We start from the raw sequence: 26,362 nt of genomic DNA on the forward strand, positions 1-26,362 counted from the left end.
CGGGACGGCCGTCAGCCGTTGGTGAGGCGGTCGCGCTCGCGCTTCATGGCGTCGAAGAGCAGCGCCTTGTCGGGGTCGCCCTGCACCTCGACGGTGATCTCGTAGACCACGTCGCCGACCACGCCGATACCGATCAGCGCACCGGTGTACGCCTGCTCCTTGGGCTTGAAGATGTAGCCCTTGGCGTTGGACACCCCGTCGATGTCGAAGGAGTTGTCGCCGTAGCCCGAGTGGTCGGCGAAGCCCTGCGCACGGTCGGCGCGGCCGAAGCGCTTGAGTTCCGAGCGCACCTCGGTCTTGCCGTCCCGGAGGCGGTAGGTGCGGCCGGCGGCGTCCTTGAAGCCCCAGGAGTCCAGCACCTCCTTGATGTCGACGCTGTCCTTGTACTGCGCCTGGAGGTCGTCCGTGCTCAGCATCGCGCCGTCCGGCGAACCGTACGGGTCGGCGTTGTCCGGCACCGGCAGCAGAAAGTAGCGCAGGTCGCCACTGTGCTTTCCGCCGGAGACGCTGCCCTGCAACGTGCTGGACGGGCGCGGCGCGGCGCTCGGCGTGGAGCTCGGGGTGGGCGAGGGGCTGGGCGAGGCGCTCGCACTGGCCGAGGCGCTGGCGGTGGCGGCCGGGGCGGCGGCCACCCGCTTCGCCGGGTCGGGCTTGCCGACCGCGACGGTGACGGCCGCGCTGGTCGCGGTCACCGCGAGCAGGCCCGCCACGGCCAGCGCCACGCCGGCCGCCCGGGGCAGGCCGCGGCGGCCTGCGGCGGGCGGCCCCGTGGGCTCGGCGGGCTCGGCGGGCTGCTCGGGGTCGGCCGGGGCCTGGGCCGGGGCGACGGGGTTGGGCTCGGTGACCGCCGGCCGGTCGGCGGGCTCGGCGGCCGACTCCTGACCAGGGGTCGGTTCGGAAACGGACAAGGGTCTCCCCCCAGAGTGCGCATGGACGACCGCACGGCACCCACGAGCCATCCCCCCGGCCGGCTCGAACACCGGTGCCACCATGCGGTGCACGAATTATGGGAGCCCTGTGCAGTCGTCAACAACACGGTTGCGAGGTCGATTTGGCGCAATCCCGAGCCAATCGGACAGGCCGTGACCGAAACGCAACCCTGCCCGGATCAGCTCGCGCCCAAGTCATCCTTCGTGGACGGAGCAGGGGGTCCCGACGGGGCATCGGCGGACGGTTCGGCCCGGTCCTCCGGCGCGGTCGGCGCGGGCGGTGCGGGCGGCTCCGCCGGGGCCGCCGGAGCGGACGGGCTCGGCTGGCCGGCCGTCTGCGCGGGCTGGGCCGGCTGCGCGGGCGGTGCGGCGGGGTCGGTCAGTCGGATGCCGGCGGCCTCGGCCAGCGCGATGTCGAGCCGCTCCTTGCGGATCCGGCGGTCGATGTACATCACGCCGTTGGCGAGCGGCGTGAGCGGCGCCGTCATCGCGGTGAACAGCAGCACGACCAGCGCGCCGATCACCACCAGCGCGGTCAGCGCACCGTTGCTGGGCGCCACAGCCTCCTGCTGCGAGTCGACGCCACTGCCCGCGGCGGCCGGCATGAAGGCCCCGAGAACGAGTCCGAGCGGAGCGGTCACGATGTTGGCCGCGATCCGGCCGGCGAACGCCACCAGGACGCTCAGCAGCAGGCTGCGCCACCAGTTGCCCGCGTTGAGCCGCCAGGCCCGGCGGATCGCGCCGATCGGCGTGGTCTCCTCCAGCACCAGCGCCGGCACCTGCAGCGTCAACCGGATGGAGACGAACACGGCGCCGATCGTGACCGCCGGGAGCAGCACGAGCAGGGCCAGCATCGGCAGCGGGTTGTCGGTCAGCACCCCGAGGCCGATCGGGCCGCCCACCGCCACCAGCTCCAGCAGGGTCATCGGCAGGAACACCGCGCCCAGGGACAGCACGGTCGGCCACAGCTTGGGCAGCGCCTCCGCCCAGGCCTGACGGGCCGTCATCGGACGGCCGAGCGTCGCCGCCCGCAGCACCACGGTGGCCAGCGGGGCGACCACGACGGACAGGGCGAGCAGCACCAGTCCGAGCGTCAGGAGCAGCAGCAGCATCGGACTCATCAGGTCCCACAGCTGCTGCCGGGTCGCCGCCTCCCCGTCGTCGGGCATCCGGTCGAGCGCGTCGCGCAGGTCGCCCACGAAGAACAGCGAGACCGCCGTCACCGGCACCGCGCCGACGCCGGCTATCGCGAGCAGCGGCAGGTAGAGCGCCTTGAAGTAACGGCGGATGGTGTCGAACACCGCGCCGAACATCTCGCCGAACGACAGCGGGCGCAGCGGGATGACGCCCGGCTTCGGTGCGAGCGGCACGGCCCCCCAGGGGCCCTGCCCCCACCCGCCGCCGGGCGCGCCGGGCTGCCCGTACCCCGGCCAGTGGCCCTGCCCGGGAGGCTGTCCCTGGCCCCACTGCCCGCCGGGCTGCTGCCCGGGACCTCTGTTGTCCCCGCTCATCCGTACCCCCTTCAGAGGCCACCGCCCCGGACCTGCGCCGGGCTGCGACCGAGCCTAGGACTCCCGTCCGACCACGCCCTCGGCGGCCCCTGACCGGGCGGGGCGGGCCCTCACCTGCCGTCCGTTCAGTTCAACTGCCGCAGACCGTCGGTGGCGATCCGCTCGAAGACGTCGAGATCGTTCGCGAAGATCGAGTCCGGGACCGGCCAGTGCACCACCAGTTCGGTGATTCCCAGTTCCCGGTACGTTCCCGCCCAGTCGACGAAGGCGTCCACGGACTGCAGCGGCTGCTCGGCGGTCGATCCCTGAAGCAGCACCTTCTCCAACTCGCCGACGTCCCGGCCCCGTTGCTCGCACGCAGCGGTCAGCTTCGCGATCTGCCCGGCGATCACCGCGGGCGCCTGCTCCACCGGCACATCGGCGGGCGCCTTCGGGTCGCCGTACGTCACCCAGCCCTGCCCGTACTCCGCCGCCAGCCGCAGGCCGCGCGGCCCCGTCGCCGCCACGTAGAACGGCACCCGGGGCGTCTGCACACAGCCGGGAATGTTCCGGGCCTCCACCGCCGAGTAGTACGCGCCCTCCCGCGTGGTCGCGTCCTGCCGCAGCAACTCGTCCAGCAGCGGCACGAATTCACCGAGCCGCTCGGCCCGCTCCTTCGGCGACCACGCCTCCTGCCCGAGCGCCGTCGCATCGAACCCCGTCCCACCGGCCCCGATCCCGAGCGTCACCCGCCCATCGGACACGTCGTCCAGCGTGATCAGTTCCTTCGCCAACGTCACCGGATGCCGAAAGTTCGGCGACGTCACCAACGTCCCGAGCCGAATCCGCTCCGTCGCACACGCCGCCGCCGTCAACGTCGGCACCGACCCGAACCAGGGCTCCTCCCGAAAGCTCCGCCAGCTCAAGTGGTCGTACGTGTAGGCCGCGTGGAAGCCGAGTTCCTCGGCCCGCTGCCAGATCTTCTGTCCTTCGGCCCACCGGTGGATGGGGAGAATCACGGTGCTCAAGCGCATGGCCCCGACCCTACGTCGCCCGGGCCGGTGGGCGAGGGTTCGACCGAAGCTCGGTGCGGTGAGGCGGCGCGGGTGAGGTGCTCGTGTGCCGACGCAGATCGCTGTGCCACACAGATTCCCCGAGCAGCCGTACTCGTGACCGGCGAGCACTTCCGTGGGCTCGCCGCCGACACCGGCGGACGGAAGCACAGCTGACCGCAACGTCCCTCCCCGGTCACCCCGTCCGGGTGAAACGTCGGCAGGCCTGATACCTGCACGGGACGATGGAGTAGCGTCGAGTCGTCGCCCGAAGTCAAGGAGGTGTCGCATGTCGTACGAGCCCAAGCTGGCTGCCGCGTTGTCCGGTGCGACTCTGCGGCAGCTGTCCCACTGGCGGCGGGCCACCGGCGAGCGCGGAGCTGTCCTGGTGCCGGAGATCTCGGCATCTCGTCCGGTCCTCTACTCCTTTCGCGATGTGGTTGCTCTCCGCGCCTGTGTCCGTCTCCGCGAGGAGGCGTCTCTCCAGAAGATCAGACGGGCACTGAGCACGTTGCGCGAGGACCTCGACGAACGGCAGCATCTCTCGGCCTACCGACTGGTCGCGGGCGGGGACACGATCTACCTGGCAGACCCGGACCACGCGGTGGACCTCGTACGGGGCAAGGGCAATGTCGTGATCCACGACATGGTGGACGTGCTCGCGCCGTTCTACCGGGGGGGGCGGCGAATCCCGGATCTCCTCGAACCCCGGCCTCACGTGTCCATCGACCCTGCCGTGCGCGGCGGCGAGCCGGTCGTCGAGGGGACACGTATCCCGGCGACAGAGGTTGCCGCGCTCCTACGGGACGGCGTACCACCGGAGCAGATCGGCGACTACTACCCCGGCGTCACAGCAGAGGCAGCGCGTGACGCAGCGGACTTCGCCGACTACGTCGACAGTTACGAGGGAGTGGAGATCCGGCAGGCAGCGTCTTGAAGCTTCTACTGGACGAGAACGTGCCGCTCCCCATGGCACGGATCGTGCGATTGCTCCTGAAGCAGCACGTCGTCGAGCATGTGGCTGACCTCAGTGGTTGGGCGGGGACCAGAGACATCGACCTCTACGCACGCGCGGCAGCGGATGGCTTTCAGGTCGTTGTCACGAATGACACGAAGCAACTGAGCCGCCCACTCGAGGTCGTCGCCATCGCCGAGTCGGGCCTGCATCGCATCGAGTTTCGCCAGAACCACAAGCACGGTGGACTGGTGGGTCTCGGTGCTGCCATCGCCACAGTGTGTGCCGGCCTGCCCCATGCCTTGGCTGAACTGGACCAGGCAGACGGCCAGCGCCTGATCTCGCTGAATGCGGTCGACCCGTCCCAGCAGAGCCGCTTGCGGATCGTGGATCCTGCCAGCGTGCCACCGAAATTCTGGCCGGCCGACTCACAGAACCACTGACATCAGGGCGAGAACCGGCTGTCTGTCGACGGCCGCAGGGGCATCGACAGACAGCCGGCGGCGCTCAGCCGTTGCGTCCTTCGGTAACCACGAACTCCGCGCATCCGCAGACGGCTGACGTGGCCTTCCAATGGCTGCTGCGCGGGCCGGCGGCGTGCGCGTCCCAGGTCGGCCTCGGCCCGGGGCCCCCGGCGTCCGGGCCAGGGATCGTTCGCCCGCGTTCTCCGGGAGGCCATGGCGGTGATGCCGGGTGTTGGCCGTCCGCTGGGACGCTCTCGGGCACATCCAGCCATGCTCGCAGGGAGTGTCATGCGATTCCGAGTCCCTTCCGCGGTACCGCTGTTGGCGGTCGGTGCGGCCCTGGTCAGTGTCGCCGCGACGGCGCCGGGCGCGGTGGCCGCGCCCGGCGCGCCGGGGCAGCGTCCGTCGTTCTGCGGGCACGACAACCGACACACGCCGTTCGCCGGCTACTTGTGCGCGAGGCCCGGGGAGCTGTTGGACGTGCGGATCGGGGACGTGCACCCGACCCAGCCGTCGCTCGGCTACGACGAGGTGTACTACAAGCTCGGCCGGTACACGCTCGGCAAGGACGCGGTCAACAAGAAGTTCAGCGACTGGTGCGAGGCGGACGGCCGGATCGAGGCGGCCGCCGTGCAGTCGAACGCGCGGCTGGACGACCCGTCCTCGTTCACCTGCGCGCTGCCGGTCGGCGGGGAGACCGCGGACAGCGAGGCCGCGATGAAGACGGTGGTGATCGGCCCGGGCGGCGAGCCGTTCCTGACGGACGGTCATCACACGCTGACCTCGTTCTACGAGACCCCGGACGGCGGCGCGAACCTGCACGTGCGTCTGAAGGTGCTGGCGAACCTGAGCACGCTGACCCAGAAGGACTTCTGGGCGCAGATGCAGGCCAACAAGTGGGTGTACCTGAGCGACCCGCAGGGCAACCCGGTGAAGATCAACAAGCTGCCCACCTCGGTCGGGCTGGCCAACTTCCAGGACGACACGTACCGCAGCCTGCTCTACTTCGGCCGCGACATCGGCTACACCCAGAACTCGGTGCCGTTCCAGGAGTTCTACTGGGGCAGCTGGATCCGGGACACCGCGCCGGTCGACCTGTCCGGCTGGAACCGCTCGGACCTGACCAGCTACCTGGCCGCCGTGAAGAGCACCACTCGGACAATGGCCGCACTGCCGAAGAACACCGTGATCGGCAGTGGCTTCACCGCCGCCGACCTGGGCGCGCTGAGCCAGTGGAACGCCGGAAAGGCCGCCGACAAGGGCGAGTTCGACAAGCTGGCCAAGCCGTACTCGGACGCCAAGCCGGGAAAGCTGGCGTACGCGCTGGAGTACAAGAAGGTCAACGGCCTGGGCTGAGCAACGAAAGGAGGGGGCCGGCGGGTGTCCCGCCGGCCCCCTCCCTCGTGCCCGGAGTCGGTCAGGAGCCGAGCAGGCTCGCGGCCGGGGCCTCGGTGGCCTTGCCGGTGGCGGCCTTGGAGACCTGCTCGGCCGTCAGCGCCTTCTTCCAGACCTGGACGCCGGTGATCGAGCCGTTCCAGGCGTCCGCCCACTGCGACTTGGAGCGGGCCCGGCCGAGTTCCAGCGGGCCGGTGCCGTGGACGATGGACGGCGCGGCGGTGGTCTGGGCGAGGGTGCCGTCCACGTACAGCGAGATGCTCTTGGCCTTGGCGTTGTAGACGCCGGTCAGGGTGGTCCACTGGCCGGTGGCGGCGGTCGCGGTGGACACCGCCAGCGCGCTCTTGCCGGCCTCGTTGGCGGTCTGCACCTTGAAGACCCAGCGGTTCTTGTTGCTCCCGGAGTCCTCGCGGCCCAGGTAGAAGGAGAAGAACTGCTCGCCGTTCTGCGACAGCGCCGCCTTCGACGCGCTCGCGGCGTCGTTGCGGACCACGGCGGAGACGGTGAAGTCCTTGGTGGTGTCCACGGTGGCGTCGGCGGCCTCGGCGTAGCCGTCGCCGCTGCCGGTCAGTTGCAGCGCCTTGCCGTCGCGGCCGTCGGCAGCGCCGACCTTCGCGGCGCTGCCGAGCTTCAGCCCGGGCACCGAAGCGGCGGAGTCCGCGGCGGAGCCACCCTGGCCGCCCTGGCCGGCGGGGGCCTTCGCGGAGGGCTTGGCTTCGGCGGACGCGGCGACACCGGCCTTGGCGGTCTTGGGCGTTGACGGATCGTCGGCGCGGTCGGTGACGATCACGGCGACGGCGACCATCGCGCCGACCGTCACCAGGCCGGTGGCCAGGGCGGTGATGCCGAGGGTCCGCTTGCGGCTGGCCTCCCGTGCGTCGGCCTCCGCCATCGCCCGCCAGTACGCCGCTTCCGCTCCCCCGGCCGCCGGTTCTCTGGTCGCGCCCGCACTACCCGCCGCCCGCCTGCCCGCCACGTTCTCCCCGATCCGTCCGCTTGCCTGTCGGCGGAACTCTAGGCGGCCCGGTTCGAACACGCGAACCGGAACGCCAGGCAGCACTCCGCCCCGAGCACCGGAATCGGCGTCGGGGCGGAGGGAGTTGATCCGGGACCGGTCAGCCCCGGTGGGCGGCGGCCCGGCGGCGGGCGGCGAACACGACGGCGCCGGCACCGAGCAGGACCAGGGCGGTGCCGCCGATCAGCATCGGCGTGCTGCTGGAACCGCCGCCGGTGGACGCGAGGTTCCCGGTGCCGGCCGGGACGGAGGCCGGGCTCGGGGTGGTGCTGCCGAGCAGGGCGGCCGGAACGACGGCCGGACCGGCGGCGTCCTTGGCACCCGGGGTCTGCGCCGGGGTGGTCGGCGCCGACGGGGTCGCGGCCGGGGTGCTCGGGGCCTTGCTGGTGGCGGTGGGCGCCGGGGTGGCCGGGGCAGCCGGGTGGACGATCGGCAGGACAAACCCCTTGCCGGGTATCGGGGCGACCTGGCCGGCCCGAACGCCCACGCTGACGTCGATCTTCTGCTGCGCCTCGTTGGAGTGGGTGGTGACGGACAGGCGGAAAACGAACCTGACGGTCTGGCCGGGCGCCAGGTCGGTGGCGAGCGAGGAGTAGTCGCCGCGCAGCGTCGGGTCGCAGCCCCACTTCATGGGGAGGGTCTTCCAGGCGCCCCCGGTCTTGACCTCCAGCACGAGGTCTTCCGGGTGCAGGATGCTCTTCGGGTCACCGGAGTCGTTGAAGAAGGTGGGGAACGGCTGGACGCCGTCTATGGTCTCCGTGCCGCCGTTGCTGATCTCGACACCGATCTGCACAGGCGCACCACCTGCGGTGATCGTGTCGGCATCCCGCCAGATCGAGTCGACGCGCAGCTTCACGTCCGCGGCCGGGGCGGCCGCCGGAGCGGGCGCGGCCGGGGCGGAGGCGGGCGCGGCCGGGGCGGAGGCGGAGGCGGACGCGGCCGGGGCGGAGGCGGGCGCGGCGGCAGCCGGCTGGTCGTCGCCGCAGGCCCAGGCGGTGGTCGCCCCGCCGAGGACGGGAATGGTGGCGCCGAGGACGGCGGTGGCGGCGAGGACGGCGAGCCGGGTGCGGCGGGTGCGGACGGACATCGGAAGTTCCCCCCAGGAACTGATGACGGTGAGTGGTGGATGCGGCGGTTGCCCTTGTTCGTCTCCCCTGTCGGGCGAGCGCCGTTAAGAGAATTCTGTCGAGCGGATGTCCGCTGCGAATCGCCGATCCGTCACCGGACGGCAACGGCCGATCGCATCCGTACCGGCTCTGCCCGACAGGGGATCCGACGCCTCGCCGGAAAGGACCGGAGGCCCTCCGCGCGGAACCTGGGCTCGATACGGGGAGGGGGTATCGTGGCGGGGATGGAGCGCACTGGGCGGGCGACGGACCCCGCCGGGCGGACGGTCGCCCGGTGGGCGGTGCTGTGCGCCCTGCTGCTCGGGCTGTTCCTGATGCACGGAAGCCCGGCGAGCGCCGCGGGCTGCCACCGGGCCGAGGGTGCCGCGGTGATGACCCACCCGGGGGCGCACGCCGGTGAAGGGGGCGGCCGGATCGCCGCGGGTGCGCCGGGCGCGCACGACCGGACCTCCACCGACTGCGTCTCCACCCAGGCCCGCGACCGGTCGCCGCTGGCCGCCCCGTCCGCCGCCGCGCCGTGGAGCCACCCGCAGCCGCCCGCCGTCGCCGGACCACTCCGGACGGGCGGGGCCCGGACCGGCCGGTCACCGCCGGACAGCGGGCGGGAGTTGCTGACCCGGGTCTGCGTCGCCCGCAGGTGAGGGCGCCACCCGGCCGTCCCGTCAGGGGCCGCCGGGCGCCGCGTCCTGTCCGCGAACGCGCACCGCAGGTGCGCGCGCACCTTGGAGCGAACTCCGATGACCCGCACCACCACGACCACCCGCCGCACCCTGCTGGCCACCGCGACCGCCGCCGCGACCGCCGCCGCGCTCGCCCTGACGCTGGCCGCCTGCGGCAGCGACGCGATGTCCGGCATGGATCACGGCACCATGCCGTCCACGAGCCGCTCCGCCGCCGGGCACGACATGCCCAACGACATGCCCGGGATGAGCCACGGCCCGGACGGCATGGCGGGCATGCCGGGCATGGCCCACAGCGCCGACGGGCCGGCCGCCGAGCAGGGCGGCTACCGCCTCGACGGCGGCCTGGCCGGCAACGAGTACCGGTTCACCGTGACCGGCCCGGACGGCAAGGTGCTGACCGAGTACCAGCCCGAGCAGACCAAGGAGATGCACTTCTACGCGATCCGCTCCGATCTGTCCGGCTTCCAGCACCTGCACCCGACGCGCTCCGCCGACGGCACCTGGACGGCCCCGCTGGCCGCCCTGCAGCCCGGCGACTGGCGGATGTACGCCTCGTTCGTCCCCGGCGCGGGCAGCGGCAAGGGCACCGGACTGGTGCTCAGCCGCACCGCCACCGTGGCCGGGCAGGCCACGCCCGTGCCGCTTCCGGCGGCCGCCGCCACCAGCACCGTCGACGGCTACAGCATCACGGTGGCCGGTACGCCGAAGGCCGGCGCGGCCGGGGAGCTGACCGTCACCGTCAGCAAGGACGGCAAGCCGGTCACCGACCTGGAGCCCTACCTAGAGACGTACGCCCACCTGACCGCCTTCCACGCCGGTGACCAGGCGTTCGCGCACCTCCACCCGGAGACCGGGGTCACGGCCCAGGGCGGCGGCCCGACCCTGTCGTTCCACGCCGAACTGCCGAAGGCCGGCGACTGGCGGCTGTTCCTGCAGTTCCAGACCGGCGGCACCCTGCACACCGCGGCACTCACCCTGAACGCCGCCGCCTGACACCCCGGACCCGCCCCACCCGGGGCGGGTCCACTTCCCGTACAAGTGCGCGAAGATGGACGGATGACCGCCTCCCCGCGCCCCCGCCTGATCGCCACCGACCTCGACGGCACCCTGCTGTGCCCCGGCGGGACGGTCTCCCCCCGGACGGCGGCCGCACTGGCCGCCGCCGAGGCCGCCGGCGTGCAGGTGGTGTTCGTCACCGGTCGCCCGCCGCGCTGGATGCGCCACCTCGGCCCGCACATCGGCGGCCACGGCGTGGCGATCTGCTCCAACGGCGGCGCGGTGGTCGACGTCCGGCGCGGCGAACTGCTGGAGACCAGCCCGCTGGGCCGCGCCGACACGCTCACCGCCGTCGAGCGGCTGCGCGCCCAACTGCCCGGCACCGCCTTCGCGTTCGAGTTCCCGGACGGCTTCGCGCGGGAGCCCGAGTACACCGTCTTCCACGGCGAGTCCGACAACGACCACCCGGTCGGCCCGGCCGCCGAACTCCTCGCCTCCGGCCGGGTCGACGGCCTGTTCAAGCTGCTCGGCAAGCACCCCGACCTCTCCCCCGACGAGTTCCTCGACCGCGCCCGCACCGCCGTCGGCCCGATCGCCGAAGTCACCCGCTCCAGCCCCATCCCCCTGGTCGAGATCAGCGCCCCCGGCGTCACCAAGGCCAGCAGCCTGGCCCGCTGGTGCGCCCAGCACGGCATCGACGCCACCGAGGTCATCGCCTTCGGCGACATGCCCAACGACCTCGAAATGCTCGCCTGGGCCGGCCGGTCCTACGCCGTCGCCAACGCCCACCCCCTGGTCCTCGCCTCCGTCACCCGCCACACCGTGAGCAACGACCAGGACGGCGTTGCCGCGGTCATCGAAACCCTGCTCTGACGGCCCGTCACCGCACGGCTGCGATCACCCGCCTTCACACATGGAGTACTACACTTTTTCCATGGAAGGCTCCCGCCCCGGCCGGACCCGGGTGACCAGCGTCTCCCTGCGTGCCGAGACCCTCGAAGCGATCCGGGCGCGCGCCGGAAAGCAGGGTGTCTCCTCCTACATCGAGGAGGCTGTCCAGCGGCAGTTGCAGCGGGAGGCCATCGACGAGTTCATCGCCGCCGCAGAGGCCGAGCACGGCCCGGTCGACCAGGCCGAGGTCGCGGCCCTGGTCGAGAGCATCCGCGCCCACCATGCCGCGCACCCCGGGGATGCCTCCTCGGATGCCGCATGAGCGGGACATTGGTGCTCGACAGCGAGGCGCTCTCCAAGCTCTCCCGGCGGCACCGCTCCATGACCACGTGGCTGGACGCCGCCCGCACGCTGGATCTGCTGCTGGTCACCAGCGCGGCCACTCTGGTGGAGGCCCGCGACCCGAAGGTGCCGCAGGCCGCCTTCGACCACGCCGTCTCGCTCACCAAGGTGCGCCCCGTCACCGAGGAGGTCGCACGGGACGCGAGCAGGTTGCTGACAGCCGAGGGCCTGCACGGCCACAAGTACGCGATCGACGCGATGCTCGCCGCCACGGCCCATCTGGAGCGCGGCCACGTGACCGTGGTGACCAGCGACACCGACGATCTGCGGCGGCTGTGTCACCCGCGCATCGCGGTGCGGGCAGTCTGACGCCGAGTCAGCAGCTGGTCACAGCCGCGCCGTCCAGCGGACGCGGGTGCCCTTGGCGTGGGGGCCGGGTTCGTGCCAGGCGTCGCCGCCGAGGGCTTCGGCCCGGCGGGTGAGGTTGCGCAGGCCGGAGCGGCGGCCGCCGTCGGGGATGCCCACGCCGTCGTCGGTGACGGTGAGGAGAACGCCGGGCAGGCCGGGGCGGGCGGGGTCGGGGGCGACGGGGCGGCCGTCGGGGCCGAGGTGGACGGTGGCGTCGAGTTCGACGGCGACCCGGGAGGCGCGGGCGTGGCGGGCGGTGTTGGAGAGCATCTCCCGCAGTGCGGCGAGCAGTTGGCGGGAGGCCTGTTCGCCGACCAGGCTCTCCACCGGGCCGGTGAAGGTGATGCTGGGCCGGAAGCCGAGCGCCGCCGCGGCCTGGCTGCCCTCGCGCAGGACGCGGGTGCGCAGGGTGTCGGGTTCGTCGTCGGCGTCGCCGTGCTGGAGGGCGTAGATGGTGGTGCGGACTTCCTGGATGGTGGCGTCGAGTTCGTCGACGGCCTGCCCGATGCGTTCCTTGACCTCGGGGACGACGGCCCGGCGGGCGGCGGTCTCCAGCATCATGCCGGTGGCGAACAGCCGTTGAATGACCAGGTCGTGCAGGTCGCGGGCGATCCGGTCGCGGTCCTGGAAGACCGCCAGGCGCTGCTGGTTGAGCTGGTACTCGGCCAGTCGCAGGGCCAGCGCGGCCTGCGAGGCGAAGGTCTGGGCGAGGGTCCGTTCGGTGCCGGTGAACGGTGCGGCGCCGGCGCCGCGCCACACGCAGAGCGCGCCCAGGACTCGGCCGGAGGACACCATCGGTACGGCCATGGACGGGCCGAACTCCCGTGCCAGACGGTCGAACTGACTGTCCGAGGCGGTTTCGGGGGCGGCTGCCAGGTCGTCCAGGTGGACGGCCTCGCCGGACAGCAGGCGCGGGGTGAGGCCGTGTTCGGGGAGCAGTTCGCCGGCGAGGTAGTCGGCCCGTTCCCCGGAGGCGTACGCGACCCGCATCCGGCTCTCGCCGGCCGGCAGCAGGACCATGCCGAGCGCGCCCTCGGCGAGTTCGCGGACCTGTTCGGCGGCGACGGTCAGCGCGATCCGCGCCTCGTCGGTGGAGAGCAGTGAGGTGGTGACGGCCGCCGCGGCGGTGATCCAGCGTTCGCGGCGCCGCCCTTCCTCGTACAGGCGGGAGTTCTCGATCGCGACGCCGGCGGCGGCGGCCAGTGCCTGCACCACCTGTTCGTCCTCGGGGGTGAACGAGCCGCCGCCCTGTTTCTCGGTCAGGTAGAGGTTGCCGAACACTTCGCCGCGGACCCGGATCGGCACGCCCAGGAAGGACACCATCGACGGGTGGTCGGGCGGGAAGCCGACCGAGCGCGGGTCGGTGGACAGGTCGGTCAGCCGCAGCGGCCGCGGGTCGTCGATCAGGGCGCCGAGGATGCCGCGCCCGGCGGGGAGCCGGCCGATCCGGTCGGCGGTGTCGTCGTCGATGCCGACGTGGATGAAGTCGGACAGGCCGCCGCCGTGCGGGTTCACCACGCCGAGCGCGGCGTAGCGGGCGTCGACGAGTTCGGCGGCGCCGGAGGCGATCCGTTGCAGGGTGGTGTGCGGGTCGAGGCCGGTGCCGACCGAGACCACGGCCTCCAGCAGGCGCTGCATCCGGTCGGCCACCGCGGCGGCGGACTGCAGCCGCTCCGAGACCTCGGTGACCAGGGTGTCCAGCCCGAGCGAGGAGATCTCGGGAATGCGCGGTGGGCCGTTCTCGGCGGCCGGCTGATCCATGCCACCAGTGTGCCTGTTGGTCCCGATCGGTCCGGGTTCGTCCGTGCTTCCGGGCGGGGCGGCACCCCGGCACCCGTCAGGCGGCCACCTCGCGGGCCTCGGCGTCCCGTTCGCGGGCCAGCATCGCGGCCAGCTGTCCGCCCGGCCGGGCCGCCAGCGCGGACCAGCGGCCGCGCTCCACCACCCGGCCGTCGTCCAGTACCAGGACCTCGTCCACGCCGCTGTCGTCGAGTCCGGCGAGCCGGTGGGTGATCAGCAGGGTGGTGCGGCCTTCGGTGGCGGCGAGCAGGTCGGCGGTGAGCGCGTCGGCGGTGGCCACGTCGAGGTGTTCGGCGGGCTCGTCGAGGATCAGCACGGGGAAGTCGGCGAGCAGCGCGCGGGCCAGGGCGAGGCGCTGGCGCTGGCCGCCGGAGAGCCGGGCGCCGTGTTCGCCGACCATGGTGTCGAGGCCGGCGGGCAGTTCATCCACCCAGTCCAGCAGCCGGGCCCGGGCGAGTGCGGCGCGCAGCTGCGACTCGTCGGCGTCGGGGCGGGCGAGGCGCAGGTTCTCCCGCACGGAGCTGTCGAAGACGTGCGCGTCCTGCGCGCACAGGCCGATCACCCGGCGGACGTCCTCGCCGGTCAGGTCGCGGGTGTCCACGGCGTCGGGTTGGCCGTCGGCGAGTCGTACGGAGCCGGTGGACGGTTCGAGGAACCGCAGCAGCACGTGCGCGAGCGTGGTCTTGCCGGAGCCGGACGGGCCGACCACCACGACGCGCCGGCCGGGCCGCAGTTCCAGCTCGACGCCGCGCAGCGCGTCGCGGGTGGCGCCGGGCCACCGGGTGGTCAGGTCGCTGACCCGGATGGGCAGTTGTTCGGCGGGCAGGGTCTTCGGCGCGGCCGGTTCGGTCACCGGCAGGGGCGCGGCCAGCACCTCGGCGAGGCGTTCGCGCGAGGCCCTGGCGCGTTCGCGGAACCGCATCGCGGTGGGCATCCCGGCGACGGCCTCGAACGCGGCGAGCGGCGTCAGCACCACCACGGCCAGGCAGACGCCGGGCAGCGCGCCGGAGGCGACGCCGCGTACGCCGACCGCGGCGGCGGCCACCACCGTCAGGCCGGACACCAGGGCGACCAGGCCCGCCGAGAGCGCGCCGGAGGCGGCGGAGCGTCCGGCCAGCCTGGTCAGCGCGGCGTCGGCGCCGCGGGTGGCGCGCAGCCGGTCCGGGAGGGCGCCGGCGACGGTCAGTTCGGCGGTGCCGGTCAGGGTGTCCAGTACGGCGGTCGCCAGTTCGCCCTTGGCGGGGGCGTGCCGGCGTTCGGTGCGGCCGGAGATCCGGCGCTCCAGCGCGGGGACGACGGCCCCGGCGAGCAGCAGGCCGAGGGCGAGCACCAGGCCGGCCAGCGGCAGGAGGGCGGCGAGGGCGGCGGAGGCACCCAGCGACACCACGAGGGCGATCGCGGCGGGCAGCCGCCAGCGCAGGTGGTGGTCCTGCACCGCGTCCACGTCGGCGACCAGCCGGGACAGCAGGTCGCCGCGCCGGAACTGCGGGAGCCCGGCGGGGGCGAGCTGTTCCAGGCGGCGGTAGACGGCGGTGCGGACCCCGCCGAGGGCCTTCAGCACGGCGTCGTGCGAGACCAGCCGCTCGGCGTAGCGGAACACGCTGCGGCCGATGCCGAACGCCCGGACCGAGGTGACGGCCACCATCAGGTACAGCACGGGCGGCATCTGCGAGGCCCGGGAGATCAGCCAGCCGGAGGTGCCCATCAGGGCGACGGCGCAGCCGAGGGCGAGCGAGCCGAGCAGCACGGCGAGCCACAGTCCGGGGATCCGGGAGGACGGCTCGGCGGCGTCCGCCGGCTCCTGCGGCTGCGCGGGCCGGGGCGCGGCCTTGGCGGCAGCGGGCTGCGAGACCGGCGCGGAGACGGGCGCGGGTGCGCCGGGCAGCCGCTCGTGGTGGTCGGCGAGGGCGATCAGCGCGGGCCGGTGGGTGATCAGCAGCACGGTGCGGCGGAGCCCGCCGAGGGTCTCCAGCAGGGCGGCCTCGGTGACGGGGTCGAGGTGCGCGGTGGGTTCGTCGAGCACCAGCAGCGGGCGGTCGGCGAGCAGCGCGCGGGCCAGTGCGAGGCGTTGGCGCTGGCCGGCGGACAGGCCGTGGCCGTTCTCGGCGAGCCGGGTGCCGGGGTCGGCGAAGTCGACCCGGGCGGCGGCGAGGGCGGCGGCGAGTTCGGTGTCGGTGGCGTCGGGGCGGGCCAGCCGGACGTTCTCGGCGACGGTGCCGGCGAACAGGTGGGGGTGTTGCGGGACCCAGGCGAGTTGGGCGTGCCAGCTCGCCAGGTCGGTGTCGGCGAGCGGCTGGTCGCCGATCAGGATGCGTCCGGCGTCCGGCCGGACGAAGCCGAGCAGGGCGCTCACCAGGGTGGTCTTGCCGGCGCCGCTGGGTCCGGTCAGCACCGTGGTGCGTCCGGCCGGCACCACCAGTGAGACCTCGTGCAGGGCGTCCTGGGTGCGGCCTTCGTGCCGGACGGTGAGGCCTTCGATCCGGATGTCGGTGCCGGCGGGGTTCGGGGCGGGGCGGTGGCCGGCCCGGGGCAGCGGGGTCTCCAGCACCTCGAAGATCTTCCCGGCGGCGGCCAGGCCCTCGGCGCTGGAGTGGTAGAGCGCGCCGACCTGGCGCAGCGGCAGGTAGACCTCGGGGGCGAGGACCAGCACCAGCAGGCCGGTCTCCAGGTCGAGGCTGCCGCGCACCAGCCGGAAGCCGATGGAGACGGCGACCAGGGCGACGGAGAGGGTGGAGAGCAGTTCCAGCGCGAAGGAGGAGACGAAGGCGAGGCGCAGGGTGCGCAGGGTGGCGCGGCGGTAGTCCTCGGTGATCCGGCCGATCGCGGCGGCCTGGGCCTTGGCCCGGCCGAAGACCTTGAGGGTGGGCAGTCCGGCGACCACGTCGAGGAAGTGGTGGGAGAGCCGGGACAGACCGGCGAACTGGCGGTCGGTGCGGGCCTGGGTGGCGTAGCCGATCAGGATCATGAACAGCGGGATCAGCGGCAGTGTCACGCAGATGATCGCGGCGGATTCCCAGTCGGCGCCGAGGATCCGGGTCAGCACGACGAGGGGGACGACCACGGCGAGGGCCAGTTGCGGCAGGTAGCGGGCGAAGTAGTCGTCGAGGGCGTCGACGCCGCGGGTGGCGAGGGTGGCGAGGTCGCCGGTGCGGCGGCCGGTCAGGTAGCCGGGGCCGAGCGCGGTGGCGTGGTCGAGCAGGCGGCGGCGCAGGGTGGACTTGACGGTGGCGACCGAGCGGTGGGCGGTGAGTTCGGTCAGCCAGGCGACCAGGGCCCGGCCGAGGGTGACGGCGGCGAGGCCGAGCAGCGGCCCCCACAGTGGGGACTGGCCGTGCTGGAAGGCGCGGACCACCAGGTCGGCGATCAGCGCGGCCTGGGCGACCAGCAGGGCCGCGCCCACCCCGCCGAGCAGTACGGAGCCGGCGAGGAAGGCGCGGGTGGTGCGGGCGTAGGCCAGCAGCCGGGGGTCGATCGGACGCATCCGCTGCTGGCTTTCCATCAGGTGTGCTCCTGCGACGGCGGTCAGTGGTGGGCGGCGGCGGGGATGTGCTGGACACCGATCCGGCGGCGGAAGACCCAGTACGTCCAGCTCTGGTAGAGCAGCACGATCGGGGTGAAGATCACCGCGACGACGGTCATCACCTTGAGCGTGTAGGGCGAGGAGGAGGAGTTGCTGACGGTCAGCGACCAGCCCGCGTTGAGGGTGGAGGGCATCACGTCGGGGAACAGCGACAGGAACAGCATGCCGACGGCGGCGACGATGGTCAGGCCGCTGAAGCCGAACGCCCAGCCCTCGCGGCCCGCCTGGTTGGCGCCGAGCGCGCCGAGCAGGGCGAGGACGGCGACGATCAGCGCGGCCAGGCTCCAGGCGTTGCCGGAGTGGACCTGGGTCCAGATCAGGAAGGCCGCCGCGAGCGCCGCGGTGACCAGCCCGAGCACGGTGGCCTGGACGCGGGCCCGGTGCCGGATCTCGCCGCTGGTCTTCAGCGCGGCGAACACCGCGCCGTGGAAGGTGAACAGCACCAGGGTGGTGAGGCCGCCGAGCAGCGCGTACGGGTTGAGCAGGTCCCAGAAGGTGCCGACGTAGTTCTTGTCCTGGTCGATCGCGACGCCGTGCACGATGTTGCCGAAGGCGACGCCCCACAGGAAGGCGGGCAGCAGGGAGGTCCAGAAGATGGCGAGTTCCCAGTTGCGCTGCCAGCGTTCGCTGTCGCGCTGGTGCCGGTACTCGAAGGAGACGCCGCGGACGATCAGGCAGACCAGGATGATCAGCAGCGGGATGAAGAAGCCGCTGAACAGGGTGGCGTACCAGTCGGGGAAGGCGGCGAAGGTGGCGCCGCCGGCGGTGAGCAGCCACACCTCGTTGCCGTCCCAGACCGGGCCGATGGTGTTGATCAGGACGCGGCGTTCGGCGGTGTTGCGGGCCAGCAGCCGGGTGAGGATGCCGATGCCGAAGTCGAAGCCCTCCAGGAAGAAGTAGCCGATCCACAGGACGGCGATCAGGATGAACCAGAAGTCGTGCAGGTGCATGTGATCCGTCCTCAGTACGCGAAGGTGAGCGGCTGGTCGGAGTCCTCGTCCGAGGGGCCGCGCAGGGTCGGGTCCTTGGCGGGCGGCTTCTCGTCCGTGTTGGGGCCGGCGGCGGCGTACTTGGCGAGCAGCTTGACCTCGATCACGGCGAGGATCGCGTACAGGGCGGTCAGCGTGGTCAGGCCGAGCACCTGGGTGCCGACGCTGACGTTGGGGGAGACCGCGTCGCGGGTGAACATCAGGCCGAACACCACCCAGGGCTGGCGGCCCATCTCGGTGAAGATCCAGCCGAAGCTGTTGGCGATCAGCGGGAAGCCCATGGTGAGGATGCCGATCCGCCAGCTCCACCGGGTGAAGAAGACGTTCATCTCCCGGTTCCTGGTGAGCATCAGCTTCGGTGGCTCGTCCTCGCCGGTGCGGTGCTCGGGGGCCAGCCAGAACCTGCGGCGGGTGGTCCACAGGCCGATCAGCGCGGCGACGAAGGACGTCATGCCGAAGCCGATCATCAGCCGGAATCCCCAGTAGGTGACGAAGATGCTGGGGATGTAGTCGGTGGGCTGCCCGCCGTGCTGGGCGGCCTCGGAGGCGGCGATGTCGTTGATGCCGGGGACTTCGGACGAGAAGTCGTTGTGGGCGAGGAAGGACAGCAGTCCGGGGATCTCCAGGGCGACCGAGTTGTGGCCCTTGGAGACGTCGCCGACGGCGAACACCGAGAACGGGGCGGGGGCCTGGGTGTCCCAGAGCGCTTCGGCGGCGGCCATCTTCATCGGCTGCTGCTCGAACATCACCTTGCCGAGGGTGTCGCCGCTGATCGCGGTGCCGAGGCCGGCCACCGCGGCGATGACCAGGCCGACGCGCAGCGAGGTGCGCATCGCGGCGGTCTTGCGCTTGTCCGGCTGCTTGCCCTGCTTGGCGCGCCACAGGTGGTAGCTGGCGATGCCGACCACGAAGGCGGCGCCGGTGAGGAAGGCGGCGGTGAGGGTGTGGAAGACCTGCACCAGGGTGGTGTTCTGGGTCAGCACCCGGACGATGTCGGTGAGCTGGGCCTTGCCGGTGACGGGGTCGATCCGGTAGCCGACCGGGTGCTGCATCCAGGAGTTGGCGGCCAGGATGAAGTACGCGGACAGCACGGTGCCGATCGCGACCATCCAGATGCAGGCCAGGTGGATCTTCTTCGGGAGCTTGTCCCAGCCGAAGATCCACAGTCCGATGAAGGTGGACTCGAAGAAGAAGGCGATCAGCGCCTCCATCGCCAGCGGGGCGCCGAACACGTCGCCGACGAAGCGGGAGTAGTCGGACCAGTTCATGCCGAACTGGAACTCCTGGACGATGCCGGTGACCACGCCCATGGCGATGTTGATCAGGAAGAGCTTGCCCCAGAACTTGGTGGCGTGGAAGTACTTCTCCTTGCCCGTGCGCACCCACGCGGTCTGCAGACCGGCCACGATCGAGGCCAGGCTGATCGTCAGCGGGACGAAGAGGAAGTGGTAGACGGTGGTGATGCCGAACTGCCATCGCGAGATGGTCTCGTGAGCGACTGCTAGGTCCACTGCGCCCTCTCTCACAGGATGTGCCTGCCGGACAAAAAGGCACATGTAGCACGCGACCGCGCCGAACCTGCCCAAGCTTGTCCGCTTGTGAACGTGAACACGTTCACAAAAGCAGTATCCATGATGCTTATCAGTGCATTCGCACGGGGGGGGTGTTTTCCGACAATGGAATGATCTGCCGCCGGTTCCGCCGGTCACAAGCCGCAGCCGGGCGGCACCGCTGTACCGACCGGCACTTGACACCGGCCTGGCTGACGATACATCAGCCCAGCTCAGCGCTGATGCGGCAGGGCCACCCTGAAGGCCGCGCCGTCGCCCGGCGCGGTGCGCAGGGTCAGCTCGCCGCCGTGCGCGGACACCAGCGCGGAGGCGATCGCCAGCCCCAGGCCCGATCCCCCGCCCCCGTCGGCCCGGCGGGTCCGGGAAGCGTCCGCCCGGTAGAAGCGCTCGAACACCAGCGCCGCCTGCTCCTCGGTCAACCCCGGCCCCCGGTCGGCCACTTCGAGCAGGCAGCTGCCGTCCACCCGGCCCACCCCGATCCGCACCGCGGTGCCCGGCGGGGTGTGCTTGACCGCGTTGCCCACCAGGTTGCTCACCACCTGGCGCAGCCGGGCCTCGTCGCCGAGCACCGGCGCGGGCTGCGGGGCGCCCTCGCCGTGCGGGCCGGTGAGGGCCACCGGGCGGCCCGGGTCCAGCGCGGTCAGGTCGTGCAGGGCGTCGGCGGCCAGCGTGCGCAGGTCCATCGGGGCCAGGTTCAGCGGGCGTTCCTCGTCCAGGCGGGCCAGCATCAGCAGGTCCTCCACCAGGCCGCCGAGGCGCACCGCCTCCGACTCGATCCGGTCCATCGCCCGGTCCACGTCGTCCAGCGCGCCCATCCGGTGCAGCTCGGCGAAGCCGCGGATGCCCGCCAGCGGGGTGCGCAGCTCGTGCGAGGCGTCGGCGACGAAGCGGCGCATCCGGCGTTCGGAGGCGGCGCGGTCGGCGAACGCCGTCTCGATGTCCGTCAGCATCCGGTTCAGCGCCGCCGACAGCCGGCCCACCTCGGTGCGGGCCGGCAGGTCCGGCATCCGGTGCGACAGGTCGCCGTCGGCTATCCGCTGGGCGCCCGCCTCCAGCTGGCGCAGCGGCCGCAGCCCGGCCCGCACCGCGACCGCGCCCAGGCCGGCCAGGCCCACCAGGACCGCCCCGCCGATGGTGAAGAAGGTGGTGCGCAGGTGCTTGATGGTGGACTGCACGTCGTCCAGCGGCACCGCGACCTGGACGTACCGCGGCGAGCCGAAGTCGGTGGCGACGGTGCGCTGCAACGGCAGCACCAGCGAGCGCCACTCACTGCCGCGCGGCACCTTCGCGGTGAACGGCTCGGCGCCCTCCCGGTGCGCCAGCGCGGCGGCGGTCGGCGCGGGCAGCTGCGGGGCCGGCTCGGAGTCGGTCAGCGGCTGGCGCAGCACCGACAGCACGGTGCCGTCCGCGGACAGGTAGCGCACCACGTACTCGCTGGGCAGCGCCTGGCCGGTGCGGCGGCTCAGCGTCTGCGGGCTGAACACCGACGCCGGGGACTGCTGGCGGCTCGGCGCGCGCCGCGACAGCGGCTCGGCGTACCGCTCCAGTTGCTGGTCGGCGCGTTCGACCAGCTGGCCGCGGACGGTGCCGAGCACCCAGGTGTCGCTGACCACCAGGCCGGTGGTGACCAGCAGCAGGGCCAGCACCAGCAGCCGGACCCGCAGCGAGAAACGCGCCATCTCAGCTGTTCGGCGGGCGGCGCAGCGCGTAGCCGATGCCGCGCACCGTGTGGATCAGCTTGGGGCCGTGCGCCGGGCCGGAGTCGAGCTTGCGGCGCAGGTAGGAGATGTACGACTCGACGATGGACAGGTCGCCGCCGAAGTCGTACGCCCACACGTGGTCGAGGATCTGTGCCTTGGAGACCACCCGGCCGACGTTGGCCAGCAGGTAGTGCAGCAGCTTGAACTCGGTGGGGGAGAGCGAGACCGGGACGCCGCCGCGGGTGACCTCGTGCGCGGTCGGGTCGAGGGTGAGGTCGGCCACCATCAGGCGGCCGTCGTCGGCGGGGCCGCCGGCCCGGCGCAGGATCGCCCGGATCCGGGCGATCAGCTCCTCCAGGCTGAACGGCTTGGTGACGTAGTCGTCGGCGCCGACGGCCAGGCCCTGGACCTTGTCGCCGGTGCCGTCCTTCGCGGTCAGGAACAGCACCGGGACGTGTTCGGGGCTGCCCGGCCACTGGGTCTGGTCGCGCAGCCGCTGGACGACGGTGAAGCCGTCCAGGTCGGGCAGCATCACGTCGAGCACCACCAGGTCGGGGCGCTCGGTGGCGATCGCGTCCAGCGCCTCCTGGCCGGTGGCGGCGGAGGCCACCCGGAAGCCGGAGAAGCGCAGGCTGGCCGACAGCAGCTCGCGGATGTTGGGCTCGTCGTCCACCACCAGCAGGAACGGTTCACCGCCCGCCGGAGTCGCCGCGGACGGGCTCGACTGCACTGCGCCAGACACGATCTTGCTCCGCCTCCAGGGCCGGGACGAAAAGGGCCGGCCCGAGCGGTTTCCGGGACGGTCGGACGAGGTCGGCCGGGCACGCCCGATCGAACGTCGTCAGACAGACCCTAGCCCGGGCACGCTGCGCCAAGTGAATGAAGAGGGGTTTGGTCATCCGGTCGTACTCGAACCGGTACCGGGTCCGCCGCCCTGGCCTGCGCCACCGCCACCGCCGCCCCGGCCGCCGAAGCCGCCCGCGCCGCCCTCGGTGAGTTGGGTGGCGCTGTAGGAGCCGTCGGCGCCCTTGCTGCCCAGCACGGTGACGCTCTGGCCGGGCTGGAGGTCGCCGACCTTGCCCTCCTTGGTGGTGGTGACCTTGGTGGAGTCGCCGGTGGTGACCTTCACGGTGTTCCCGCCCGCGTCGGTCAGGTAGACGGTGGTGCCGTCCACCGACTTGACGGTGCCGCGGGTGAAGCCGCCACCGCCGGGGAACTGACCGCCGCCCGGCAGCTGCCCGCCGCCCTGGCCGCCGCGGCGGCCGCCGTTCTGCTGACCGCCACCGGGGAACTGGCCACTGGAGGCGCGGGGGGCGCCGTTGCCGCCGCTGCTGTTGTCCTTCTGGTACCAGACGCCGCCGGCGAAGGACAGCACGGCGATCAGGCCGCCGGCCAGCGCCAGGGTGGGCCAGGGGAGCTTGCGGCGCGGCGGGGCGGCCAGCTCGGCGGTGATGTCGCGGGCGTCCGGCGCGGTGGCCAGCAGCTCCTGCTCGTCCGACATGAAAGGACTCCTTCTACTCGTGCCGGAGGGCGTCGATGGGGCGCAGCGAGGCGGCCCGGTTGGCGGGGTAGCTGCCGAAGAACAGGCCGATGGCGACGGCGATGGCGAACGCGCCGAGCACCGACTCGGGGATCACCACCGGTTTGATGCCGACCACCGGGAAGTGCGAGCCGGCGATCCCGGCGAGCACGCCGAGGCCGGCGCCGGTCACCGACAGCAGGGTGGACTCGGCGAGGAACTGGCCGAGGATGACCGCGCGGGGCGCACCGAGCGCCTTGCGGATGCCGATCTCCCGGGTCCGTTCGGTGACGGTGACCAGCATGATGTTGGTGATGCCGATGCCGCCGACCAGCAGCGAGATCGCGGCGACCGCGCCGAGCAGCACCGTGAAGGTCTTGGTGGTGGACTCGCGGGCGCTCAGCAGCGAGGTCTGGTTGCTGATCCGGAAGTCGGCCTTGGTGGGGTCCTTGATGGCGTGCGTGCCCATCAGGATCCGGGTGATGTCGGCCTGCGCCTCGGTGGTGGTGTCGGCGGAGGACGCCTGTACCAGGATCTGGTTGACCGAGCCGAAGCCGGTGAACGCGTTCTGCACGGTCGGCAGCGGGGCGATCACCACGTCGTCGGGGTCGTTGAAGCCGGTGGAGCCCTTGGTGGTGAGCACGCCGGTCACGGTGAACGGGGTGCCGCCGATGGTGATCCTCTTGCCGATCGGGTCCTCGGTGGCGAAGAGTTCCTTGGCGGTGGTGGAGCCGAGCACCGCGACCTTGCGGGAGTTCAGCACGTCGTCGGCGGAGAAGTAGTCGCCTTCGGCGATCTTCTGGTTGGCGGTCTCGAAGTATGCCGGGTAGCTGCCGACGATCTGGCCGGGCTGGTAGGAGATGTTCCCGTACAGCGCGGTGCCGCTGGTGGTGACCACCGGGGCGACCGACTTGATGGCCGGGCTGTCGGTGGCCGAGGCCAATGCCTTGGCGTCCTCCACGGTGAGCTTCCTGGCGGCGGTGGCGGAGCCGCGGGAGGCCGCGGCGGAGACGGTCAGCGAGTTGGTGCCCAGCGAGGTGATGGACTCCTTCACCGCCACCGAGGAGCCGTTGCCGACGGCGAGCAGCAGGATCACCGAGGCGACGCCGATCAGTACGCCGAGCATGGTCAGCGCGGAGCGGACCTTGTTGGCGGCCAGGCCGCCGACCGCGAAGCGGATCATCTGCCAGGCGATCACGCGACCACCTCCGCGGCCAGGGCCGGCGGCGGGCCGTCGACCGGGGCCTGCCGGACGTCGGAGACGATCGCGCCGTCGACCAGGCGGACCACCCGCTTGGCGTGCCGGGCCACCTCGTCCTCGTGGGTGATCACCACCACGGTGCGGCCGCGCGCGTTGAGACCGTCGATGATGCCCAGCACCTCCTCGGTGGAGCGGCTGTCGAGGTTGCCGGTGGGCTCGTCGGCGAGCAGCATCGCGGGGGCGGTGACCAGGGCGCGGGCCACCGCGACGCGCTGCTGCTGGCCGCCGGAGAGCTGGTTGGGCTTGTGGCCGGCCCGCTCGGCCAGGCCGACCAGGGTGAGCGCGGCCATCGCCCGGCGGCGCCGCTCGGCGGCCCGCACGCCCGCGTAGGCGAGCGGCAGTTCGACCTGGGCGAGGGCGGTGGTGCGCGGCACCAGGTTGAAGGACTGGAACACGAAGCCGATCCTGCGGTTGCGGACCAGCGCGAGCCGGCCCTCGTCGAGGTGGCCGACGTCGGTGCCGTCGAGCAGGTAGCGGCCGGCGGTGGGGACGTCCAGGCAGCCGAGGATGTTCATCAGGGTGGACTTGCCGGAGCCGGAGGAGCCCATCACCGCCACGTAGTCGCCCTCGGCGACGTCCAGGTCCACGCCGAGCGGTTCGCCGTCCGGGCCGAGCGGGCCGCGCAGTGCGTGCACGACGGCGTCGCCGTGGCCGTAGGACTTGAGGACCCGGCGGACCTGGATCACCGGGGGCTTGCCGGTGCTCATCCGTGCGAACCCCCGCCGCCGTTGCCGCCGCCGCCATTGCCGCCGCCGCTGCGGCCGCCGCCACCGCCGAGGCCGCCCGCGCCGCCGCCGAAGCCGCCTCCGTTCAGGCCGGGGAACTGTCCGGACGGGAAGCCGTTGCCGGTGCCTGCGGTGGTGGCGGTCAGTTCGACCTTCTCGCCCTCGGTGAGGCCCTCGGTGACCTGCACGGTGCTGTCGCCCTCGATGCCGACCGTCACCTGCACCCGCTCGGTGGAGCCGTCCTCGTGCAGCACGGTCGCGGTGCGGGTGGAACCGGTGCCCTGCAGGGCCGCGGTGGGCACCGACAGGGCGTTCTCGGCGGAGCCGGTGACCACCGAGATGGTGGCGCTCAGCCCGGTGCGCAGCGCGGTGGTGTCACCGGTGATCCGCAGCGTGGCGCCGTACTGCACGGCGCCGTTGGTGGAGCTGGACGGGAGCGGGCTGACCGACAGCACGGTGGCGTCGAGCCTGGTGTCGGACTGCGCGTTCAGGGTGACGGTCGCGCTCTGGCCCTTCTTCAGCTTCAGCGAGTCCAGTTCGGAGAAGTTCGCGGTGACCTCCATCCCGGAGGGGTTGGTCAGCACGATGAAGCCGGTCGGGGTGGTGCTCGAACTGGCGTTGCCGGTACCGGACTTGGTTCCGGTGGAGGTGCCGCCGGAGGAGGATCCGGAGCCGCCGGCGGAGACGGTGTCGCCGACCTTGCCGGAGACCGAGGCGACGGTGCCGTCGGTGGTGGCGGTGAGCGTGGTGCCGGACAGCGCGGCCTTGGCGTTGGTCAGCGCGTTCTGCGCGTTGTCGACCTGCTGCTGGGCCTGCGCGACCTGCGCCTGGTCGATCTTCACGGTGGTCGTGGTGGTCGGCTGCGGGGTGGCGGCGGCCGTGCCGGAACCGCCGCGGCCCGAGGAACCGCCGGCGCCCGAGCCGGACGAGCCGGTGCCGGGGACGGTGGTGGTGACCGTCTCGCCCGCCTCGGCCTTGGTCAGGTTGGCCTGCGCCGCAGTCAGCGCGGACTGTGCCTGGTCGACCTGCTGCTGGGCGGTGGTGGTGTCGACGGTGGCGAGCACCTGGCCCTTCTTCACCGTGTCGCCGACCGCGACCTTCACCGCCGTCAGCCTGCCGCCGGTGGTGAAGTCCTGGCCGGCGTCGGAGGGCGAGAACAGCGTGCCCGATCCGGACACGGTGGCCTGGACCGCGCCCTTGGCGACCGTCGCGGTCCGGACCTTGGAGCCGGTGGCGGCCCTGCCCGTCCCGCCGTCCAGGGTGGTGTACGCCAGCGCGGCCCCGCCCAGCAGGGCCACGCCGAGCGCGGAGTTGACGAGGACGGCACCACGCCGTCGCGGAAGCACCTTCATGGCACCGAAGCATCGCCCTGGGCTCTTTCGCCGCCCTGTGCGCTTGCTGGGCGCCCGCTGGGAGCAGCGATCCGGACGAATCGTCACGAATCACCCGGCCGTTGGCCGTCGGATGCCC

Annotated in this window: 23 protein-coding genes; 8 read left to right on the forward strand and 15 right to left on the reverse strand. The window is 72.6% G+C overall.

Annotation, left to right across the window (positions count from 1 at the left end; translation table 11 throughout):
- Positions 1-11: 11 nt before the first annotated feature.
- The 3 genes from ACFV18_RS06950 to ACFV18_RS06960 all read right to left on the reverse strand — a co-directional run bounded on the left by ACFV18_RS06950 (position 12) and on the right by ACFV18_RS06960 (position 3,453).
- Entirely contained in the window at positions 12-908 is an 897-nt protein-coding gene (locus ACFV18_RS06950; RefSeq protein ID WP_380480090.1) for a hypothetical protein, read from the reverse strand.
- A 200-nt stretch (positions 909-1,108) separates the two neighbouring features.
- Complete coding sequence (locus ACFV18_RS06955) at positions 1,109-2,440, reverse strand: hypothetical protein (protein WP_380480092.1); 1,332 nt, start codon at positions 2,438-2,440, stop codon at positions 1,109-1,111.
- A gap of 125 nt (positions 2,441-2,565) precedes the next feature.
- Entirely contained in the window at positions 2,566-3,453 is an 888-nt protein-coding gene (locus ACFV18_RS06960) for an LLM class flavin-dependent oxidoreductase (protein ID WP_380480094.1), read from the reverse strand.
- Positions 3,454-3,760: 307 nt separating this feature from the next.
- Between ACFV18_RS06960 and ACFV18_RS06965 the strand changes: the two genes are divergently transcribed.
- The 3 genes from ACFV18_RS06965 to ACFV18_RS06975 all read left to right on the forward strand — a co-directional run bounded on the left by ACFV18_RS06965 (position 3,761) and on the right by ACFV18_RS06975 (position 6,246).
- Entirely contained in the window at positions 3,761-4,408 is a 648-nt protein-coding gene (locus tag ACFV18_RS06965; RefSeq protein ID WP_380480096.1) for a DUF433 domain-containing protein, read from the forward strand.
- Entirely contained in the window at positions 4,405-4,869 is a 465-nt protein-coding gene (locus ACFV18_RS06970; protein WP_380480097.1) for a hypothetical protein, read from the forward strand. The genes ACFV18_RS06965 and ACFV18_RS06970 overlap by 4 nt, the downstream gene beginning before the upstream one ends.
- Positions 4,870-5,178: 309 nt before the next feature.
- Positions 5,179-6,246: a ParB-like protein gene (locus ACFV18_RS06975; RefSeq protein ID WP_380480099.1), complete on the forward strand. Its 1,068-nt coding sequence runs from the start codon at positions 5,179-5,181 to the stop codon at positions 6,244-6,246.
- Positions 6,247-6,307: 61 nt separating this feature from the next.
- Here the strand turns inward: ACFV18_RS06975 and ACFV18_RS06980 are convergent, their stop codons facing one another.
- Positions 6,308-7,177, reverse strand: a complete 870-nt coding sequence (locus tag ACFV18_RS06980; RefSeq protein WP_380480101.1) for a LamG domain-containing protein — start codon at positions 7,175-7,177, stop codon at positions 6,308-6,310.
- 223 nt (positions 7,178-7,400) lie between these two features.
- Entirely contained in the window at positions 7,401-8,387 is a 987-nt protein-coding gene (locus ACFV18_RS06985) for an LAETG motif-containing sortase-dependent surface protein (RefSeq protein ID WP_380480103.1), read from the reverse strand.
- Positions 8,388-8,651: 264 nt separating this feature from the next.
- Here ACFV18_RS06985 and ACFV18_RS06990 point away from each other — a divergent pair, with 264 nt between their 5' ends.
- From ACFV18_RS06990 to ACFV18_RS07010, 5 genes are all read left to right on the forward strand, one after another.
- Complete coding sequence (locus ACFV18_RS06990) at positions 8,652-9,068, forward strand: hypothetical protein (protein ID WP_380480104.1); 417 nt, start codon at positions 8,652-8,654, stop codon at positions 9,066-9,068.
- A 96-nt stretch (positions 9,069-9,164) separates the two neighbouring features.
- The gene (locus ACFV18_RS06995; RefSeq protein WP_380480106.1) at positions 9,165-10,103 is read left to right on the forward strand and encodes a hypothetical protein; all 939 of its coding nucleotides are present in this window, start codon (positions 9,165-9,167) and stop codon (positions 10,101-10,103) included.
- Positions 10,104-10,166: 63 nt separating this feature from the next.
- A complete protein-coding gene (locus ACFV18_RS07000) occupies positions 10,167-10,979 on the forward strand; it encodes an HAD family hydrolase (RefSeq protein WP_380480108.1) in 813 nt (270 codons plus the stop codon).
- Between the two features lie 61 nt (positions 10,980-11,040).
- Entirely contained in the window at positions 11,041-11,319 is a 279-nt protein-coding gene (locus ACFV18_RS07005) for a hypothetical protein (protein ID WP_380480110.1), read from the forward strand.
- Positions 11,316-11,708, forward strand: coding sequence for a DNA-binding protein (locus ACFV18_RS07010; protein ID WP_380480112.1), 393 nt, complete (start codon positions 11,316-11,318; stop codon positions 11,706-11,708). Before ACFV18_RS07005 ends, ACFV18_RS07010 begins: the two co-directional genes overlap by 4 nt.
- Positions 11,709-11,726: 18 nt before the next feature.
- On the opposite strand, the gene ACFV18_RS07015 is transcribed toward ACFV18_RS07010, so the two are convergent.
- The 10 genes from ACFV18_RS07015 to ACFV18_RS07060 all read right to left on the reverse strand — a co-directional run bounded on the left by ACFV18_RS07015 (position 11,727) and on the right by ACFV18_RS07060 (position 26,244).
- A complete protein-coding gene (locus ACFV18_RS07015) occupies positions 11,727-13,385 on the reverse strand; it encodes a GAF domain-containing sensor histidine kinase (protein ID WP_380480400.1) in 1,659 nt (552 codons plus the stop codon).
- A 199-nt stretch (positions 13,386-13,584) separates the two neighbouring features.
- On the reverse strand, positions 13,585-17,028 hold the full coding sequence (gene cydD / locus ACFV18_RS07020) for a thiol reductant ABC exporter subunit CydD (RefSeq protein ID WP_380480402.1): 3,444 nt from the start codon (positions 17,026-17,028) through the stop codon (positions 13,585-13,587).
- A 41-nt stretch (positions 17,029-17,069) separates the two neighbouring features.
- Positions 17,070-18,077, reverse strand: a complete 1,008-nt coding sequence (gene cydB, locus ACFV18_RS07025; RefSeq protein ID WP_380480114.1) for a cytochrome d ubiquinol oxidase subunit II — start codon at positions 18,075-18,077, stop codon at positions 17,070-17,072.
- A gap of 11 nt (positions 18,078-18,088) precedes the next feature.
- A complete protein-coding gene (locus ACFV18_RS07030; RefSeq protein WP_380480116.1) occupies positions 18,089-19,627 on the reverse strand; it encodes a cytochrome ubiquinol oxidase subunit I in 1,539 nt (512 codons plus the stop codon).
- Positions 19,628-19,899: 272 nt separating this feature from the next.
- The gene (locus ACFV18_RS07035; protein WP_380480118.1) at positions 19,900-21,366 is read right to left on the reverse strand and encodes a sensor histidine kinase; all 1,467 of its coding nucleotides are present in this window, start codon (positions 21,364-21,366) and stop codon (positions 19,900-19,902) included.
- A gap of 1 nt (position 21,367) precedes the next feature.
- The gene (locus ACFV18_RS07040) at positions 21,368-22,129 is read right to left on the reverse strand and encodes a response regulator transcription factor (protein ID WP_380480120.1); all 762 of its coding nucleotides are present in this window, start codon (positions 22,127-22,129) and stop codon (positions 21,368-21,370) included.
- A 153-nt stretch (positions 22,130-22,282) separates the two neighbouring features.
- Entirely contained in the window at positions 22,283-22,888 is a 606-nt protein-coding gene (locus tag ACFV18_RS07045; protein ID WP_380480122.1) for a hypothetical protein, read from the reverse strand.
- 13 nt (positions 22,889-22,901) lie between these two features.
- Positions 22,902-24,104 carry an ABC transporter permease gene (locus ACFV18_RS07050; RefSeq protein ID WP_380480124.1) on the reverse strand — a complete coding sequence of 401 codons (1,203 nt, stop codon included), beginning with the start codon at positions 24,102-24,104 and terminating at the stop codon, positions 22,902-22,904.
- Positions 24,101-24,874: an ABC transporter ATP-binding protein gene (locus ACFV18_RS07055; protein WP_380480126.1), complete on the reverse strand. Its 774-nt coding sequence runs from the start codon at positions 24,872-24,874 to the stop codon at positions 24,101-24,103. The genes ACFV18_RS07050 and ACFV18_RS07055 overlap by 4 nt, the downstream gene beginning before the upstream one ends.
- Entirely contained in the window at positions 24,871-26,244 is a 1,374-nt protein-coding gene (locus ACFV18_RS07060; RefSeq protein ID WP_380480128.1) for an efflux RND transporter periplasmic adaptor subunit, read from the reverse strand. The genes ACFV18_RS07055 and ACFV18_RS07060 overlap by 4 nt, the downstream gene beginning before the upstream one ends.
- Positions 26,245-26,362: the final 118 nt, after the last annotated feature.

This window comes from Kitasatospora sp. NPDC059673 (assembly GCF_042734215.1).
Lineage (GTDB): Bacteria > Actinomycetota > Actinomycetes > Streptomycetales > Streptomycetaceae > Kitasatospora.